We start from the raw sequence: 16,793 nt of genomic DNA, 5'->3' as shown, positions 1-16,793 counted from the left end.
CGCGGCGCTCCTTCGTCCGGCGGGCGGCCGGCGTCGCCTCGAGACGGTCATCGGAGACGGACTACTTAACGGAACGGACAAATCCTTTATTTCGTCGTTCGTGGTTAGCCCTTTCCGTGGGAGACAATGACAAACGCACGATGTGATCGGCGTCGGTTCCTCGCCGCTGCGGGGGCCGCGACCGCGACCGTCGCGGGGTGTATCGGCGGTCCCGGTGACGAGGGCTCGACCGGCGCCGACGGCGAGCCCGCCGTCACCGACGTCTCGCTGCTGCTCAACTGGCGGATCAGCGGGCTGCACGCGCCCTACGTCGCGGCCCGTGAGAACGGGTTTTACGCGGACGAGGGGTTCGAGAGCGTCGATATCGAGAGCGGGGACGGCTCGGACTTCGCCGCAAACCAGGCCGGACTGGGAAACGTCGAGTTCGCGATCACGAGCGCCGATCAACTGCTGAACGTCAACAGCCGCGGCCTCTCGCCGCGCTGCGTCGCGGTCGTCATGCAGCGCAACCCGAACGTGGTCTTCGCGACCCGCGAGGGGTTCGGCGAGTTGACTGATCCCGGGCAGCTCGAGGGAACGACCGTCGGCAGCGGTCCCGGCATGGTCCGCCAGATGACCGAGGCGTACCTCGAGCACCACGGCGTCCTCGAGAGCGTCGACTACGTCGACGCCGGCTTCGACACCGTCCAGCAGTTGCTCGGAGGCGACCTCGACGCCGCCGGCGGCGTGTTCGGCGACGTCGTCGACGCCGAACAGCAGGGCGCGACGGTCGACGTGCTCTCGATCGACGAGACGATCCGCTCGTACGGCCACCTCGTCGCGACCGACGCGGACTTCGCCGAATCCAACGAGGCGACCGTCCGGTCGTTTCTCCGCGCGACCGCGCGGGGCGCAGCCTGGGCGAGCACCAACCCTGCTGACGCGATCGACCTCCTCGTCGACGTTCAGCCCGAACTCGAGGAAGTCCGCGAGAACCAGGCCGACAAGTGGGGCCGGATGCACGCCGAGTACATGTTCTCGGAGACCGTCCGCGAGCGCGGCTGGGGGTACAGCGAGTCGGGTCCGTGGGAAACCACCTACGAGACGCTCGCGGCGGCCGACGTCTTCGAGGACGACGTCGATCCAGAGGCGGTGTGGACGAACGACTACCTCGACGATGACTCCGAACACATCGCCGACTACGCTGCACGAGTCGAATCGTAACCGACCGCGGGCCTCGAGGACCGCTGCGAACCGGCGGCCGACCGAGGGGCAGCGGATTCGACGGAGCCGACGGAACGGCACCGAACCGACGCCGGAAACGGAGCGAAATCGATGAGCGACGGACGGAGCGAGTCGATGCCCGACGGTGACGGACCGAGAACGGGAGCGGAAGCGATGTCCGACGGGCGAACCGACTCCCGCCGCCATCGCTCGGTCCGGACGCCGTCGATCGGGCGATCGCGATCCGTCCGCGATCGAGTCGCGCCCGTCGGGAAACGCGTCGGACCGCCGGCGCTCGTCCTCGTCGTTCTGCTCGCCGCGTGGCAGGCGGCCGTCGTCGTCACCGGGCTCCCGACGCTGCTGCTCCCGTCGCCGACCGACGTCGCGACCGCGCTGCTCGAGACGTATCCGACCCTGCTCGGCGATGCGGTCGTGACGGGCGTCACCGCCGCAGCGGGGCTGTTCGCCGGCGGCCTCGTCGGCTTCGCGCTCGCGTTCGCGATGACCTACTCGCGGACGGCGACGCGGACGCTAGTGCCCTACGTCGTCGCCTTACGGATCGCGCCGCTGATCGCCGTCGCGCCGCTGCTGTTCCTCTGGTTCGGCCGCGGAATCCCGGCGCGGGCGCTGCTCGTCGCGACGCTGACCGTCTTCCCGATGACGATCGCCGCGCTCGACGGACTGCGGGAGACGCCGGCGGCGTACCTCGACCTCGCCGACTCCGTGGGCGCGTCGCGGCTCGAGACCTTCCTGTTCGTCCGCGTGCCGGCCGCCGCGCCGAGCGTCGTCGCCGGGTTCAAGATCGCGGCCACGCTGTCGGTCATCGGCGCGGTCGTCGCCGAGTTCGTCACGCTCCGGGCCGGACTGGGCTACCGGGTGTTCGACACGGCGACGTACCTCGAGACGGCCGAGACCTACGCCGCGCTGGTCGTCCTCTCGGCGCTGGGTATCGGGTTCTATCTGGTGCCGGTGGCGCTCGAGCGGTTGCTGTGGTCGGCTTCCGAACGAGAGTCGTGAACGGTGGCATTCGAAGGCGCACCTGCACGGAACGCTCGAACCCCGTAGTCTATCTGCGATAGTACAAATCAGCTGCTACGTTTGCTATTCTGTGCTTCACCTGTACTGCGTGTTTGCGGTTGGTCGAGGAGAATAGAGTCCCAGTGACTCCCTTGTTTTGAGGTGCCGAGATTCGGTGGTGTTCAGACGCCACATCCGGCCTCTGTCCGAATAGAGTCACTCGTGACCGTTCCGTCGGGGGAGATCGTTACGGTCGTCCGGTAGTCGTTACAGGTGTCGAAGTATCCGACCTTCCTGACGTGTTCCGTTCCAGTATCGGGTACGGTGACCGTCACCCTGTACTCGGCTGGCCCTCGAAGTTCGCCGTTGATGTCCTCTCTGCCGCCGAGGGAATACGACCGCTCCACGAGCGTTTCGTCAGTTTCGGCGTCGGTGATACGGAGGGCTATTGTCCACGAGCGATCGCCGTCGTTTTGGACGGTCAGCTTATGAGGGTTGGCCTCACCGGTCGTATTGCCAACGCCGAACGCTTCGTCGGACGTTTCGGTGTCCGAGTCATCCCTCGTGTTCGTGTCCGTCTCAGTACCGTCCGGCCTCGATTCGTTCGCGTTCGGACCGGCGGCTTTGATCTCCGACAGACACCCAGCGACGGGGATGCTCGCGCCGAGTACTACAATATATTTTCGTCGTCTCATGACGGCGTCTACTCTGCCGACATTTAAAAGAATCCGACAAGGTGTCACGTCCATTTTACTTAGGCGGAGTGCCCCAGGAGAACGAATAGTCGCGCATCAGGCGGCCGATCGTGAGAAAAACTGGAACTGCGATGAGAACGACACTGACCGGTACGTGAGTTTTCTGTACCAGTCGTGGGATTCGCGAGCGATGATGGAGAAAGAAACCGACCACCGAGGACTGCTACTTGCCGTAATCAACCCGACGCCTCGAGCCCCAGCCACCGCTTCACACCACGCTGAACGAGCACAACCGTCCCGTACAGCGCCAGCCCCAGCGCCAGCAACACCGCGAGCGCCGCGAGCATGACGTCCGGGCGGACGTTCTCCGAGCCCATCAGGATCAGAAACCCCAGTCCGCGATCCGCGATCACCCACTCCGCGACGACCGCGCCCACCACCGCGAGGGTAACCGACTGCTTGAGCCCCGCGAAGACGTCCGGCAGCGCGTACGGGAGGTCGACGTAGACGATCCGCTCGAGCGGGCCGGCGTCGACCGACCGCAGCAGGTCGCGGTGGGCCGACGGGGCGCGCTCGAGGCCGGCGGCGGTGTTCAGCACGAGCGGGAAGAACGTGATGAGCGCGACGAAGATGACGGCCGTCTCCGTTCCCGTCCCGAGGTAGATCAACAGCAGCGGCGCGACGGCGATCTTCGGCAGGACTCTGACGGTCACCAGATAGGGGTAGACCGCCGTCCGGAACCAGGGGAGGGAGGCGACGAGCACTGCCAGTAGGAACCCGGCGGCGATCCCGACGCTGCCGCCGTAGACCACCTTCTCGAGGGTATACCAGGCGTTGTGCGCGTACAGCGTCGGATTCCCCGTCAGTCGAGCGACGACGGCGCCCGGCGAGGGCAGGACGAACGACGGCACGTCGCCGACGATCGTCACCGCCCACCAGCACAGCGCGGCGACGGCCAGCGCGGCGGTCGGGAGGAAAACGTCGCCCGCGAGCGTCCGGATTCGCGTCGTCATCGACCTTGCCCCCGATCTCGCTCTCGTTCTCGATCCCGCTCCCGGTCTCGGTCGTGGGCCTCGTGGAGCGTCCGTCGGACGGTCGCGACCTGTTCCTGGAACGCCCGTGAGCCGAAGACGTCCGCGTCCCGCGGTTCGGGCAGGTCGATCTCGTAGGCGGCCTCGATCCGGCCCGGTCGCCCGCAGACGACGAGACAGCGATCGGCGAGAAATACCGCTTCGGGAACGCTGTGGGTGACGAAGACGACCGTCTTCCGCTCGCGGCGCCAGACGTCCCGGATCTCGACCCCGAGTTCGTCGCGCGTGATCTCGTCGAGTTCGCCGAACGGCTCGTCCATCAGGAGCACGTCCGCGCCGAGGTGGAGCGCGCGAGCGATCGCGACCCGCTGGCGCATCCCGCCGGAGAGCGCCGCGGGCCGGGCGTCCTCGAACCCCTCGAGGCCCATCGTCTCCAGCAGCGCCCGCGCGTCGGCCTCGTCGGGCTCCTCGCCGGCCAGTCGCCGGAGAAAGGTGACGTTCTCGAGGGCGGTCTTCCATCGAAAGAGGGTGTGGCGCTGGAAGACGAAGCCGAGATCGGCACTGGCCTGTGCGGCCGCGGGCGGCCTCCCGTCGAGGCGCACGCGGCCGGTCGTCGGCTTCTGGAGGCCGCCGATCGTCCGCAGCAGCGTCGTCTTCCCGCAGCCCGACGGGCCGACGACCGTGACGAACTCGCCGTCGTCGATCCGGAGGTCGACGTCTTCGATCGCGGTGACGTCGTCGAACCGAACCGTGACGTCCGCGAGATCGATCACGCGGCATCACCGAGCACCGCTCCCTGTTCGAGGGCCGTTCGGAGGCGATCCCACATCTCCGGTCGCTGCCAGCCCCAGCCGCGTTCGCGGACGGCGTCGCTCTCGCCGAACGTCGACGCGGCCCGCTCGAAGGTCCGGCGGATCCGCTCCGGCGGATCGTCGCTGACCGCCGCGATCCGTTCGGCCGCCGGACCGGGATCCCGACGCGCCGCGGCCCAGCCGCCGGTCGTTCCCGCCAGCACGCCCTCGAGCGCCGTCGGTCGCTCGTCGAGCGTCCGCTCGGGGACGACGATCGTCGGCCCGTAGATGGGGAAGTGGTCGGTGAGGTGCAACGCGTCGACGGTCAGTCCGTCGCGCTCGAGCTGTCGCGGATCGGCGAACGAGCCGGTCACGACGTCGGCCTCGCCGCGCCGGAGGGCGTCCCGTTCCTCGCCGTTCGTGTCGACGACGGTGACGTCCTCGTCGAACGACGTCTGGGCGAGGAAGAGTCTGCCGAGCAGTCGCGTCTCGGAGTCCGGCGGCATTCCGAGCCGCCGACCCTCGAGCTGGTCGACGCTCCGCAGCGGCTCGCCGAACGCCTCTCGGACGGTGTAGAGGACGGTCATCGCCCGCTGGTAGCAGATGGCGAGCGGCACGATCGGTTCGCCGGCCGCGCGGGCGCGGACGACCGTCGCGGCGCCGACGACGGCCAGGTCGGCCGCTCCCGAACGCACCCGCTCGAGCGCTCGCCGGGAGCCGTCGCAGTGATCGATCCGGACGTCGACCCCGAACGCGTCGTACCACTCGGCCGCGAGCGCCGCGTAGATCGGGACGTGGAGGGCGTTCGGCCGCCAGTTCAGGGCGAGTTCGATCGGAGAGTCGGGCGGCGCTGCCGGTCCGGACCGCGATTCCGTCGCCGTGCCGACGCGGACGGTCTCGGCGCGCTCGAGCAGGGCGCGGGCGTGGCTCTCGTATGTCGCTTCGATCGTCGACTCGACGTCGGCGGTCGGTCGCCACGCCGTCCGGGGCCGACCGCCGGATTCGACCGCGCTGACCGTCGTTCGTTCGACGAGCTCTCGAGACTCGAGTCGCGACATCGCCTCGCTGATCGCCGTCCGGTTCGCCCCGGTACCGACCTGCAGGTGAACGGTCGTCGTCGGATCGGCCTCGCGCTCGGCCCGCAAGAGCAGATACGCGAGGAGCCGAGCCGGCGTCCGTCCGAGTCCGGCCGCGAGGCTGTCGACGACCGGTTCGTCCTCGTCGTCGAGTTCCCAGACGGAACGCGTTCGCATGGGATGTGCTACCGATCGACTTCCTACTGCATAAGGCTAGCACTACGCGAGGGAAGCGACACCGAACGCGGCGGCGACGCACTAGGTCCGTCTCGGAGACGCCACCGGTGAACCGGCACGCACGGACTACGCTCGCGTAACTGTAGGGTTCTACTACCGCAAAACAGCGCGTTCAATTGGACATTCATTTCTACTGCCCTCATGTTGATTTAGATATTATATTTTGATACCGATTCCATTGACAAGTATTATCCAAACGGGTGGTGCCCTTTCGTGTGTAGTGGTAGCATGAGTCAGACACCAACCGCGTCGAACACGAAACTCGCAGAACGAGGCGATCTGGCGACGGTGCTCGGCGTCGATACAGTGGGAGAGGAGGACGTAACGTGGACGAACCTCGCGGGGCAGGTCGAACCGCGACCGGACTCGACGTTCGCCTCGAGCGGGGCGACGATCCGGGCCGACCTCGGCGACCGGCTCGATCCCGACCTGCTCGAGCGGGAGCGCGGGCGAATCGCGGACGAGATCGGTCGTCTGCCGGACGTCCGCGCGGCGGGCGTTCCGGACGAGCCCGAGGGACTGTATACGGAGGTCGCCGAACCCGGTTGGCGCCTCTACGATCACCTCCTCGAGGTGGGGTTCTTCGAGCGCCTCGACGAGACCCTGCCGCGGTTCACGGCCGACCACGTCGAGACGACGGCGCGCGAACTGGTCCTGACGGATCGGCTCTCGTCGGCCCTCGACGACGCGGGCTTCGACGAGGGCGAGAAGACGGCGCTGCTTTCCGCGGTCGCCAACGACAGCGAACGGCTCTCCCGGTGGGTACCGTCGAATCAGATCCCGGAGGACGTCGAGTTCGAGACGTCGACGATACCCCCGTTACATCAGCGGGCGATGGGCGGAGCGCTGCTGTGGATCCGTGGCCTCGACAGACACCTCTGGCAGAACGAGGTGCTCGTCACCGAGGAGATCCTCGACGACGCGGCGTGGTACGTCAAGGCGATGCTGGGCGGCCTGTTCGTCACGGCGACCGCCGCTCACGATCTCGCCGCGGCCGAACGGTTCACGGACGAACAGCTGACCGCCGCGCTCACCGCGGGGACGGCCGTACAGATCGTCAGTCAGGAAGAGCTGCTGCACGCCGTCTTCTACATCACGGACGAGATGCGTGCGCCGAGCGAACTGAGGTGATCACCCCATGGCACTTCGCAACGACAGGGCCGTTCAGGCCGCACGCGACATCGAACTGGTAGAGATCGAAGACGGCTATACGCTGGTCGGTGGGCCGGAGGAATCGATCACGCAGCAACACGACAGCGACCGCATTCCGGAGGGCGACGTCACACAGGAGATGCTGAGCAACTCGGGCGAGATGCCCGAAGGCTGGCTGATGTACGGCGGCAACTACGAGCAACACCGGGTCACGACCGCCGACGTCATCACGCCCGACAACGTCGGCGACCTCGAGCTCGAGTACGAGCTGTCGGTCGGCACCGGCTCGAGCATGGAGGGGACGCCGATCGTGGTACCCGGCGATCCGCCGGTGATGTACCAGACCAACGGGCCGAACCACATGAAGGCGATCGATCCCCGCGCGGGAGAGGTCCTCTGGAGCTACACGTACGCGCCGCCGATCGGCGTCGAACTCTGCTGTGACGACAACAACCGCGGTGCAGCCGTCCTCGGCGACAAGGTGTACATGACGACGCTCGACTCGGGCGTCGTCGCGCTGAATCGGTACACCGGCGAGGAGGAGTGGTACACGCAGACCGCCGACCACGAGGTCGGTTACTCCGCGACGTGGGCGCCGGTGGTCCACGACGGAACGATCTACACGGGCAGCGCCGGCGGCGAGTACGGCGTCCTCGGGTTCATCGCCGCGCTCGACGCCGAGAGCGGCGAGATGATGTGGCAAACCTCCACGCTCCCGGAGGACGAGTGGGTCGGCGAGAGCCGCACGCACGGCTGCGGGACCAGCTGGATGACGCCGACCATCGACGAGGAGCGCGGCGTGCTCCACTCGCCGGTCGCGAACCCGGGCCCCGACTTCGACGGGACCGTCCGTCCGGGTCCGAACTTCCCCACCTGCGGGACGCTCACGCTGGACTTAGAGAGCGGCGAGCACGTGTGGGGGTTCCAGAGCAGCCCGCACGACGTCTGGGACTACGACGCGGCGGCACCGCGGGTCCTGCTCCGCGACGTCGAGGTCGACGGCGAGTCGATGGACATGGTCGTCGGCTCCGACAAGGCCGGGTGGGTTTACATGTTGGACGCCGAGTCCGGGCAGCTCCACGAGCGCAGCCAGGAGATCTGCCAGCACATCAATATGTGGGAGATGATTCCCCACATCAGCTCGGACGAGCGGATCCCGTTCGTCCCCGGCGCACCGGGCGGTAACGACTGGCAGCCGCCGTCGTACAACCCCCAGACGGGGTACGTCTACGTCGTCCACCAGAACTTCCCGCAGGACCTCTACTGGCGGTACGAGGAGTACAGCGAGGGCAACCCCTACTGGGGCGGCGGCCTCGACGATCCGGCCTCGGAGATGCCCGACGAGTGGAACGAGAACATCACCGCCTTCGCCGCGGTCGATCCCGCGACGGGCGAGCGCGTCTGGCGCGACTGGATCCAGAGCGAGGACGAGTTCTACATGTGGGGCGGCTCGATGTCGACGGCGACGGGACTGGTCTTCAACGGGACCCAGAACGGAAACCTCGTCGCCTACGACGGCGCGAGCGGCGAGCGCCTCTGGGAGTACGAGTTCGACGTCCCGATCAGCGCCTCGCCGATGAGCTGGTACGATCCCGGCGAGGAGAAGCAGTACGTCGCCGTGCAGGTCGGCGGCAGCGGCTGGCTCCGACAGGGGACCCGCGGCGACACGCTCGCCGTGTTCTCGATGGAGGCCTGAACCGAACGGACAACCGAAATCACTCACACACGATACACTCATGACGAACGAACGACCCTCACGCGAAGACGTATCCCGTCGCGGCGTGCTGAAGGGGACCGCGGCGCTCGCGAGTACGGCCGCGCTCACCGGCGAGGCGGGCGCCTATCGCGACGCGTTCGATTTCCCCCTCCCGGTCGCGCAGAACGGCGAGATGGCTCGGACGCTCACACTGGTCGGCATCGTCGGCGGCTGGCTCGGCGTCGCGCCGCACGAAATCGACGGCAAGTCCAACCCGCCGCTGCGACTGGTCGAAGGCGAAGAACACGAGGTCATCTGGGTCAACGGCGACGGATCGACCCACAACTTCAACATCGCCGCCGGGAGCGCCGTCGGCGACGACGTCGAGGTGCTCGAGGTCACGGAGACGGTGACCGAACAGGGAGAGTTCACCACCCTCCAGTTCACCGCCACCGAGGAGATGGAGGAGTACTACTGCCAGCCGCACCCGGCCCAGATGCGCGGTCCGGTCGAACTGATCGATCCCGGCGACGTCCACGAACTGGTAGTGCACGTCGAGGACGAGAACGGCGAGCCCCTCGGCGCCGAGGTCTTCGTCGACGACATGCACTCGTACTCGGACCTCGCCGCCCGGCCGGATCCGTTCGCGGAGGAGGGACAGAGCGAAGAGTCGGAGTCCCAAGAGCCGGGTAACGCCAGCGACAGCGACGGCGGTAACGCTAGTAACGAGAGCGACGGCGGTGGCGGCGGTGGCGACGGCGACGTCGAAGGCGAACAGACGCAACCGCCCGCGATCGCCCGCTTCGACATGCTCGAGAACGGCGAGTACGACCTCGAGGTCTGGACCTACGGCCACGAGCGGGTCACCGACACGGTGACGATCGACGGCGAGGACCGGGAGCTCACCGTCACGCTGCCCGCCATCGATCCGGGCGAACCGACCGAGACCTTCTCGATGCGTCTCGAGGACGGCCAGTGGGTCGGCCAAGGACCCGACGCGATCGCCGATCAAACGAATCCGACGCTCGAACTCGAGGCCGGCGAGAGCTACGCGATCGAGTGGGAGAACGCGATCGGTCGCCTCCAGCCCGAGGGCGAGAACCGGGTGTTCGAACCCCTCCCTGGCCACAACTTCGTGATCGCCAGCGACGGCGACACCATGGACTGGAACACCTACGTCCGCTCGGACTTCACGAGCGAGGAGGGCGCCACCCAGACCGTCGAGTTCGTCGCGAACGAGCAGATGGGCGTCTACCTGGATCAGTCGCAACTCGACGCGGTCGGCGAGATCTCCGTCGGCGGCGCGACCGACGACGAGGCGGCCCCCGACGACGTGACCGCCGAGACGGACGGCAACGAGACGTCTGGTAACGAAACGACCGACATAGCGAGTAACGAGACGGCCGGTAACGAGACCGTCGGCAACGAAACGGTCGAAACCGCCGGCAACGAGACGGCCGGCAATGAGACCGCCGGCAACGAGACGTTCGAGACGACCGGTAACGAGACGGAAGGCAACGACACGCTCGAGGCCCCCGGCAACGAGACGGGCGACGACGACTGACGACGGTCGTCCGTCCGGCGCCGTACGTTTTTTCGGTGTGGCTCCGATGCGCAGAGCGCGTCCGCCGGGTCGAAACCCGTTCGAGCGCGTCGCCCTCCGCGTTCGCGCATTCGCGAGCGAAGCCGCGCTCCGTCACGCGTAGTTCGCGATCCAGTACCCGACGTACAGCGCGAGCAGCGCCGCGCCGCCCGCCCGCGTCACGCGACCGCGAGCGAACAGTCCGGCGACGACGAGCAGGCACGCGGCGAGAAACGGCCAGTGGACCGTCATCACCGCGCCCGCGGTATCGACGGGGCGCAGCAGCGCGATGACGCCGACGTTGGCCGTCACGTAGAACACCGTGCTCCCGACGACGTTCCCCACTGCGAGGTGCGCCCGACCCTGTCGGACCGGTTCGACGGTGAGCGCTAACTCCTCGATCGAGGCGATGAAGGAGAGCACCGTCGCGCCGAACGCGAGCCCCGAGATGCCCAGCGCCACGAAGATCCCCTCGGCGCTCACCACGGTGAGTCCGGAGCCGACCGTCATGCCGACGATCGCGAGGAGGGCGACGGCGAGGCTGAACCGACCGCTCTTCCCCTCGAGGTCGGGGACGAACTCGTCGAGGTCGAGGTCCAGATCGAGATCGGCGTCGCGGTCGGAACGCGCGTGCCGGTCCGCCGCGCGCTCGGGGTCGCGGTCGGGCGCGGGCGCTCGATCGCCGCCGTTGGGTTCCGCTCCCGCATCCGCGTTCGCCGTCGTTCCCGACGCTCCGGCCGTCTCCGCGTCCGCCTCGAGGTCGACGACCTCCTCGACCTCTCCCGAGAGCAGGAACGTCGTCTCCGACCGCCGCTCGCGCCAGAAGATGCCGGCGAGCAGGGGGACGAACAGGGCCGTCAGGAGCGCGCCGTCCGTCCAGTCGAGCGTCCCGTCGATAGAGAGGAGGAACGCCGGAAGCGGTACCAGGACGAGCAACAGCAGGTAGATCCGCGGGACGGCCATCCGAAAGGGGACGGCCAGCCCCGCGACGCCGACGGCGACCGCGAGGACGAACAGCGACTCGCCAAACACCGTCCCGAGCGCGAGGGTCGGGAGGTCGACGAACGCCGCCGTGACGCCGAGGATCGCGTTCTCGAGGTCGATCCCGGCGAGGACGACCGCGAGGAAGAACCCGGAGATACCGAGCGAGACGGCGCTCCGGGCGACGGCCTCGATGAAGACCTCGACGCACCAGATCACGAGGACGACGCCCGTCAGGAACAGGGCGACGAGACCGACGAGCTCCGCGGCGCTCATACGGAGGCCGAACGGCGCCGGCGAACTTAATTCCCGAAGCCGCGTTCGGCGTTTCGAGACGACCGTCGCCGATCCGAACGCTCAGTCCGGAACCGGGACGCCGCCGAAGACGAGGAGTGCGACGAGCCAGTACGCGACGTACAGTCCGATCAGTAGGTAGCCGTGTCCCCGTCGGAGTCGCCCCGTGGCGATGGCGGCGGCGGCGACCGCGGTCAGGACGATCACTGCCGGGAGGTGGAAGACGAGCACGGACGACGGAATCACGACGTCGGCGACGAGCGAGATGACACCGACGTTCGCCGTGACGGAAAACATCACGCTGCCGACGACGTGACCGATCCCGATCTCCGGGATCCCCCGTCGGACCGGTTCGATCGTCAACAGCAGGTTCTCGAACGTCAGGACCAGCGTGAGCACGGTCGCCCCGAAGACCGTCTCCTCGATCCCCCACGACGCGACGATCGCTTCCGACCCCGCCTCGAGCAGGAGCGCGCCCGCGGCGACCCCGACGAGCGCGAGCAGCGACAGGCCGAGCCAGAACGCCCCTTCGTGACCCGATCCGGTGACGAACCGGTCCTCGGGAATCTCCTCGAGGACCGTTCCGCGGTCGATGTTCGCGAGGTCGAGTCGGTCGATCGGCACGCCGCCGTCGGCCTCGATGCGTTCCGCGATCTCCGAGTCCCTGAACACCGGGACGTCGCGCTGGTACTCCCGACCGACGACGTAGCCGAGGAGGGCGACGAACGCCGCGACGAGGACGAGGCCGTGAACGACGCCGAGCGTGCCCGCGAGGACGAACGGAACCAGGAGAAACGGCGAGAGGACGAACAGCGCCAGGTAATCCCGGGGAACCTCGACGGGAAACGGCCGAACGATCGCCGCGACCGCCAGCGTGATCCCGGTGATCGCGAGCGCGGTTCCGAACGCCGTGCCGAGCGCGACGCGCTCGAGGCCGCCCGCGCCGAACACCAGCGCGACGACGGTGTCGTCGAACTCGAACCCCGTGAAGATGATCGCGAGCGTGAAGATCGAGACGCCGAGACCGATCGCGGCCCGAGTGAGGTAGCTGATGAGTTTCTCGACGCTGTAGGTGAGTACAACTGCGCCGACGACGAGGACGACGTATGCGGCCCACGGCCCCTGGCCCTCGATGGCGCTCTCGAGGAGATCTTCTACCATAGCCCACTGCATGCTATCTGCCAACATATAACTAACAACCCGGAGAGGGAATTCCGTTGGAAATCTATACACGCGTCGCGGATCGGCCGGCGGCGCGATCGTCGGGACTGACGAACCGCCGGCCGTCGAGTGAACCGCGACGTCGTCGGTGGAGCTAGTTCTGTCCGTTTTCGACGTGAAATCCGCCGTTCGGGTCGGCGCGCGACGAACGCCGACCGCCGTGACTCGTTACGGAGAGGTTTCTTCGAAGCGGTCGACCCCCGACTCCGCGACGTCCATGTCCTGCTCGACCGCGCCGCCGCTGACGCCGATCGCTCCGACGACGTCGCCGTCTCGCATCAGCGGATATCCGCCGCCGAAAATGACCATCCGCCCCTGGTTGGTGTTTTGCAGGCCGTACAGCGATTCGCCCGGCCGGGTCGGATCGGCCAGTTCGTGCGTCGGCATGTCCAGCGCGGCCGCCGTGTAGGCCTTGTTCCGCGAAATGTCGACCGACGCCAGCCACGCGCCGTCCATTCGATGTTGGGCGACGAGATTTCCCTCCGAGTTCGCGACCGTGATCACCATGGGATTGTCGATCTCTTCCGCTCGCTGTTCGGCTGCCTCGATGACCTCCTTCGCCGTTTCGAGCTGTACTGACTCAACCATGCGGGGTACTACCACATCACCAGGGTTCATAAATACCCGTCGTGGAAAACCGACGCTATACTGCCGGTGATAAATGGGACATCGAGCGGCTGAATTATCGCTCTCACTGGGGGTTCCGGCACGTGTCGCGATATGCGGTCCCCGTGACGATGGTAGTCGTGCGCCCTCGATGAGTGAGTCCGGTGCAGTCGATGGAACGCTCCGGCTGTGACCGGATGGACCGTACCGGCGTGTCTTCCCCTCGGAACCGACGGGCGCGCGACGATCCCCCTCGAGCACAGCGACCACGCGAAGGTTTACAACGCAGTTCGTGGTCCGTTCATCGAGGTTTGATACACAATGTCAATGGACGCCGTCGTCTATCAGGGACCACAGGACGTAGCCATCGAGGAGGTCGACGAGCCCGAGATCGAACACGAGAACGACGTTATCGTCGATATCACGACGACGTGCATCTGTGGGTCGGACCTCCACATGTACGAGGGGCGGACCTCGGCCGATCCGGGGATCGTCTTCGGCCACGAGAACATGGGCAACGTGATCGAGACCGGTGACGCCGTCACGTCGCTCGAGGAGGGCGACCGCGTCGTGATGCCGTTCAACGTTGCCTGCGGGTTCTGCCGCAACTGTGAGAACGGCTATACCGGGTTCTGTACCAACGTCAATCCCGGCTTCGCCGGCGGCGCGTACGGGTACGTCGCGATGGGACCGTACAAGGGCGGTCAGGCCGAGAAACTCCGAGTACCCTACGCCGACTTCAACGCGCTGAAGCTGCCGGAGGGCGACGAGCACGAGGACGCCTTCGCGCTCCTCGCGGACATCTTCCCGACGGGATGGCACGGCACCCGACTCGCGAACCTGCAACCCGGCGAGTCGATCGCCATCTTCGGGGCCGGCCCGGTCGGGCTGATGGCCGCCTACAGCGCCAAGATCCAGGGCGCGTCCGAGATCTACGTCGTCGACCGCGTCGAGAGTCGCCTCGATCTGGCCGAGGACCACTGCGACGCTCGCCCGATCAACTTCGAGGAGAGCGATCCCGTCGAACAGATCAAAGACCTCCACGGCGGCGGCGTCGACACGGGCGTCGACGCCGTGGGCTATCAGGCGATCGACCCCGAGACGGATCCGACCGACGACGCCTACGATCCGGCCCGCGAAAACCCGGCGGTCGTGCTCAACCAGCTCATCCAGACCGTCCGCCCGACTGGCGAACTCGGTATTCCGGGACTGTACGTCCCGTCGGACCCCGGCGCGCCCGACGAGATGGCGGCCCAGGGCCGACTCGGTATCGACTTCGGGAAACTCTTCGAGAAGGGGCTGAAGGTGGGCACCGGCCAGTGTAACGTCAAGGAGTACAACCGGCAGCTGCGCGACATGATCATCGAGGGGCGGGCCGATCCCAGCTGGGTCGTCTCTCACCGCGTCGACCTCGATCGCGCTCCGGAGATGTACGAGAAGTTCGACAAGCGCGAGGAGGGCGTCATCAAGGTCCTGCTCGAGCCGTAGCCGTCTCGCCGTCGGTTCCGGTCGGTAGCGGTCGTCTCGAAGCGACCGATCGGACCGGGTCCTCACCGCGGTCCGCGGGCGAGCCCCGACGTCAGCTTCGCATCCACGCCGTCGGGTGTTCGTCGCGGAGGTGATCCTGATACCGTTCGATCAGCTCCGGATAGGATCCCGCGATCACGTGCCACTCGCAGTGCTCGCACGCCCGTTCGACCGTATCGTCCGCGCTACTGACGTATCCGCCCTTCCGATTCGTGTTCATCGTCGCTCCCTCGCGATCGCAGAGCGCGTCCGGCTCGTTCGACGGTCACTCGCGTTCGATGCCGCCGCGACTTCGCTCCGTTGTCGCGATCGGCCGGAGCGAACTCGAGCGGAGAAACGGGTATACCGCCGGCCGGCGTAGCCCGACGCATGTGCCAGTACTGCAGCTACTCCCTCCACGACGGCTGGACGCGGCTGCTCGAGTACGACGACGTCTACCAGGACGCGCTCCCCGACCGAGCGACGGACCGGTCGACCCACGGCTTCCACGAGTCCTGGGACGAACTCAGCGACCAACTGGAGTCGTAGGGACCGGGGAGCGGTCATAGCGGGAACGGATCGGCCATCGCATCCGTCGCCGCCGCTTCGTCGCCCTCGATCACGCACGCCTCGAGTTCCTCGCGAATCCGCTCTTCGTCCATCTCTCGGCCGATAAACACCAGTTGCGTGCGCCGATCGTCGTCGGGCCGCCACTCGCCGATCGGGCCGGCCCTGACGGACGGACCCGCCTGGCTGACGCCGATCACCTCCTCGCGGTCCGCGACGTAACAGACGCCCTTGGCGCGGACGATCGCGCCGTCCCAGTCCTCGAGCCAGTCGGCGAGTCGCTCCGGGTGGAACGGTCGATCGGACCGGAAGACGAACGACGAGACGCCGTGGGTTTCGGCAGCGCTTCGCCCCTCGTGATCGTGTCCGTCCGCGTCCCCGCGCAGGTGACGTTTCCACCCCTGGGAGCGCTTCGCCCGCTCGAAGTCGAACCGATCGGTGTCGAGGACGACGTCCGGATCCACCTCGCAGTAGCTCGTTCGGAGTCGGTTCGCTCGCGGCTGGAGGGTCTCGACGACGGCTTCGATCTCCTCGAGGACGTCTTCGGGGACCATATCGGACTTGTTGAGCAGCAAGACGTCGCAGAACTCGATCCCCTCGACGAGGACCTCGCTCAACGGTCGGTCGGCGTCGGGTTGAGCGCCCTCCGGAAGCCGCTCTCCGGCGTCGAACTCCTTCCAGAACCCGTACGTGTCGAGGACGGTCACCATCGTGTCCAGTCGGAACAGCGTCGTCGGATCCACGTCGCTCTCGTCGGTCCCCTCGGTGAACACCTGTGCGACGGGGATCGGTTCGCTGATCCCTGAGGACTCGACCATCAGGTAGTCGAACGCGCGACTCTCCGCCAGCCGGGCCGCTTCCGCGAGGAGGTCTCCCTGTAGCCGACAGCAGATACAGCCGTTCGAGAGGTCCACGATCCCCTCATCGTCGTTTTCCCGCGCGATGAGCTCCGCGTCGACGTTGATCTCGCCCATGTCGTTGACGATCACCGCCACCCGCCGCTCCCCCGGATTCGATAGCACGTGATTGATCAGCGTCGTCTTTCCCGCACCGAGGTAGCCGCTGACGACGGTGACGGGGATTGCGCCGTTCTCTGTCATATGATATCTCTTCTCACAACGGGAACGGTACTAAGTGA

General features: G+C 67.1%; 16 protein-coding genes. 7 read left to right on the top strand and 9 right to left on the bottom strand.

The genetic code is table 11. From position 1 onward, the window contains the following. Nucleotides 1-126: 126 nt before the first annotated feature. Together WD430_RS04120 and WD430_RS04115 are read left to right on the top strand one after the other, a co-directional pair. Entirely contained in the window at nucleotides 127-1,203 is a 1,077-nt protein-coding gene (locus WD430_RS04120; protein WP_339104766.1) for an ABC transporter substrate-binding protein, read from the top strand. Nucleotides 1,204-1,314: 111 nt separating this feature from the next. Then, entirely contained in the window at nucleotides 1,315-2,220 is a 906-nt protein-coding gene (locus WD430_RS04115; RefSeq protein WP_339104765.1) for an ABC transporter permease, read from the top strand. 182 nt (nucleotides 2,221-2,402) lie between these two features. On the opposite strand, the gene WD430_RS04110 is transcribed toward WD430_RS04115, so the two are convergent. From WD430_RS04110 to WD430_RS04095, 4 genes are all read right to left on the bottom strand, one after another. Beyond that, on the bottom strand, nucleotides 2,403-2,915 hold the full coding sequence (locus tag WD430_RS04110) for a hypothetical protein (RefSeq protein WP_339104764.1): 513 nt from the start codon (nucleotides 2,913-2,915) through the stop codon (nucleotides 2,403-2,405). Between the two features lie 236 nt (nucleotides 2,916-3,151). Then, nucleotides 3,152-3,928, bottom strand: a complete 777-nt coding sequence (locus tag WD430_RS04105; RefSeq protein ID WP_339104763.1) for an ABC transporter permease — start codon at nucleotides 3,926-3,928, stop codon at nucleotides 3,152-3,154. Then, nucleotides 3,925-4,719 (bottom strand): ABC transporter ATP-binding protein, encoded by a 795-nt coding sequence (locus WD430_RS04100; protein ID WP_339104762.1) that lies wholly within the window; start codon nucleotides 4,717-4,719, stop codon nucleotides 3,925-3,927. The genes WD430_RS04105 and WD430_RS04100 overlap by 4 nt, the downstream gene beginning before the upstream one ends. Continuing rightward, a complete protein-coding gene (locus WD430_RS04095) occupies nucleotides 4,716-5,990 on the bottom strand; it encodes an ABC transporter substrate-binding protein (RefSeq protein WP_339104761.1) in 1,275 nt (424 codons plus the stop codon). The genes WD430_RS04100 and WD430_RS04095 overlap by 4 nt, the downstream gene beginning before the upstream one ends. A gap of 288 nt (nucleotides 5,991-6,278) precedes the next feature. Between WD430_RS04095 and WD430_RS04090 the strand changes: the two genes are divergently transcribed. From WD430_RS04090 to WD430_RS04080, 3 genes are read left to right on the top strand one after another with little or no spacing between them, the layout of a single operon-like run. Beyond that, the gene (locus tag WD430_RS04090; protein ID WP_339104760.1) at nucleotides 6,279-7,181 is read left to right on the top strand and encodes a hypothetical protein; all 903 of its coding nucleotides are present in this window, start codon (nucleotides 6,279-6,281) and stop codon (nucleotides 7,179-7,181) included. Between the two features lie 7 nt (nucleotides 7,182-7,188). After that, complete coding sequence (locus WD430_RS04085) at nucleotides 7,189-8,898, top strand: PQQ-binding-like beta-propeller repeat protein (protein WP_339104759.1); 1,710 nt, start codon at nucleotides 7,189-7,191, stop codon at nucleotides 8,896-8,898. A gap of 40 nt (nucleotides 8,899-8,938) precedes the next feature. Beyond that, nucleotides 8,939-10,462: a plastocyanin/azurin family copper-binding protein gene (locus tag WD430_RS04080; protein ID WP_339104758.1), complete on the top strand. Its 1,524-nt coding sequence runs from the start codon at nucleotides 8,939-8,941 to the stop codon at nucleotides 10,460-10,462. Between the two features lie 132 nt (nucleotides 10,463-10,594). Here the strand turns inward: WD430_RS04080 and WD430_RS04075 are convergent, their stop codons facing one another. The 3 genes from WD430_RS04075 to WD430_RS04065 form a co-directional block, all read right to left on the bottom strand. Continuing rightward, nucleotides 10,595-11,737 (bottom strand): sodium:calcium antiporter, encoded by a 1,143-nt coding sequence (locus WD430_RS04075; protein ID WP_339104757.1) that lies wholly within the window; start codon nucleotides 11,735-11,737, stop codon nucleotides 10,595-10,597. An 81-nt stretch (nucleotides 11,738-11,818) separates the two neighbouring features. Next, nucleotides 11,819-12,916, bottom strand: coding sequence for a sodium:proton exchanger (locus WD430_RS04070; protein ID WP_339104756.1), 1,098 nt, complete (start codon nucleotides 12,914-12,916; stop codon nucleotides 11,819-11,821). Nucleotides 12,917-13,144: 228 nt separating this feature from the next. Beyond that, entirely contained in the window at nucleotides 13,145-13,564 is a 420-nt protein-coding gene (locus WD430_RS04065; protein ID WP_339104755.1) for a heme-binding protein, read from the bottom strand. Between the two features lie 345 nt (nucleotides 13,565-13,909). On the opposite strand from WD430_RS04065, the gene WD430_RS04060 reads away from it, so the two are divergent. Then, a complete protein-coding gene (locus WD430_RS04060) occupies nucleotides 13,910-15,070 on the top strand; it encodes a glutathione-independent formaldehyde dehydrogenase (RefSeq protein WP_339105790.1) in 1,161 nt (386 codons plus the stop codon). Between the two features lie 91 nt (nucleotides 15,071-15,161). On the opposite strand, the gene WD430_RS04055 is transcribed toward WD430_RS04060, so the two are convergent. Further along, nucleotides 15,162-15,329: a hypothetical protein gene (locus WD430_RS04055; protein ID WP_339104754.1), complete on the bottom strand. Its 168-nt coding sequence runs from the start codon at nucleotides 15,327-15,329 to the stop codon at nucleotides 15,162-15,164. 149 nt (nucleotides 15,330-15,478) lie between these two features. Here WD430_RS04055 and WD430_RS04050 point away from each other — a divergent pair, with 149 nt between their 5' ends. Next, entirely contained in the window at nucleotides 15,479-15,637 is a 159-nt protein-coding gene (locus WD430_RS04050; RefSeq protein WP_339104753.1) for a hypothetical protein, read from the top strand. A gap of 14 nt (nucleotides 15,638-15,651) precedes the next feature. Here the strand turns inward: WD430_RS04050 and WD430_RS04045 are convergent, their stop codons facing one another. Continuing rightward, nucleotides 15,652-16,755, bottom strand: coding sequence for a GTP-binding protein (locus WD430_RS04045; protein ID WP_339104752.1), 1,104 nt, complete (start codon nucleotides 16,753-16,755; stop codon nucleotides 15,652-15,654). Nucleotides 16,756-16,793 lie beyond the last annotated feature (38 nt).

Source organism: Haloterrigena sp. KLK7 (assembly GCF_037914945.1).
GTDB classification, from domain to species: domain Archaea; phylum Halobacteriota; class Halobacteria; order Halobacteriales; family Natrialbaceae; genus Haloterrigena; species Haloterrigena salinisoli.
This window is presented reverse-complemented; position numbering and strand designations above follow the sequence as displayed.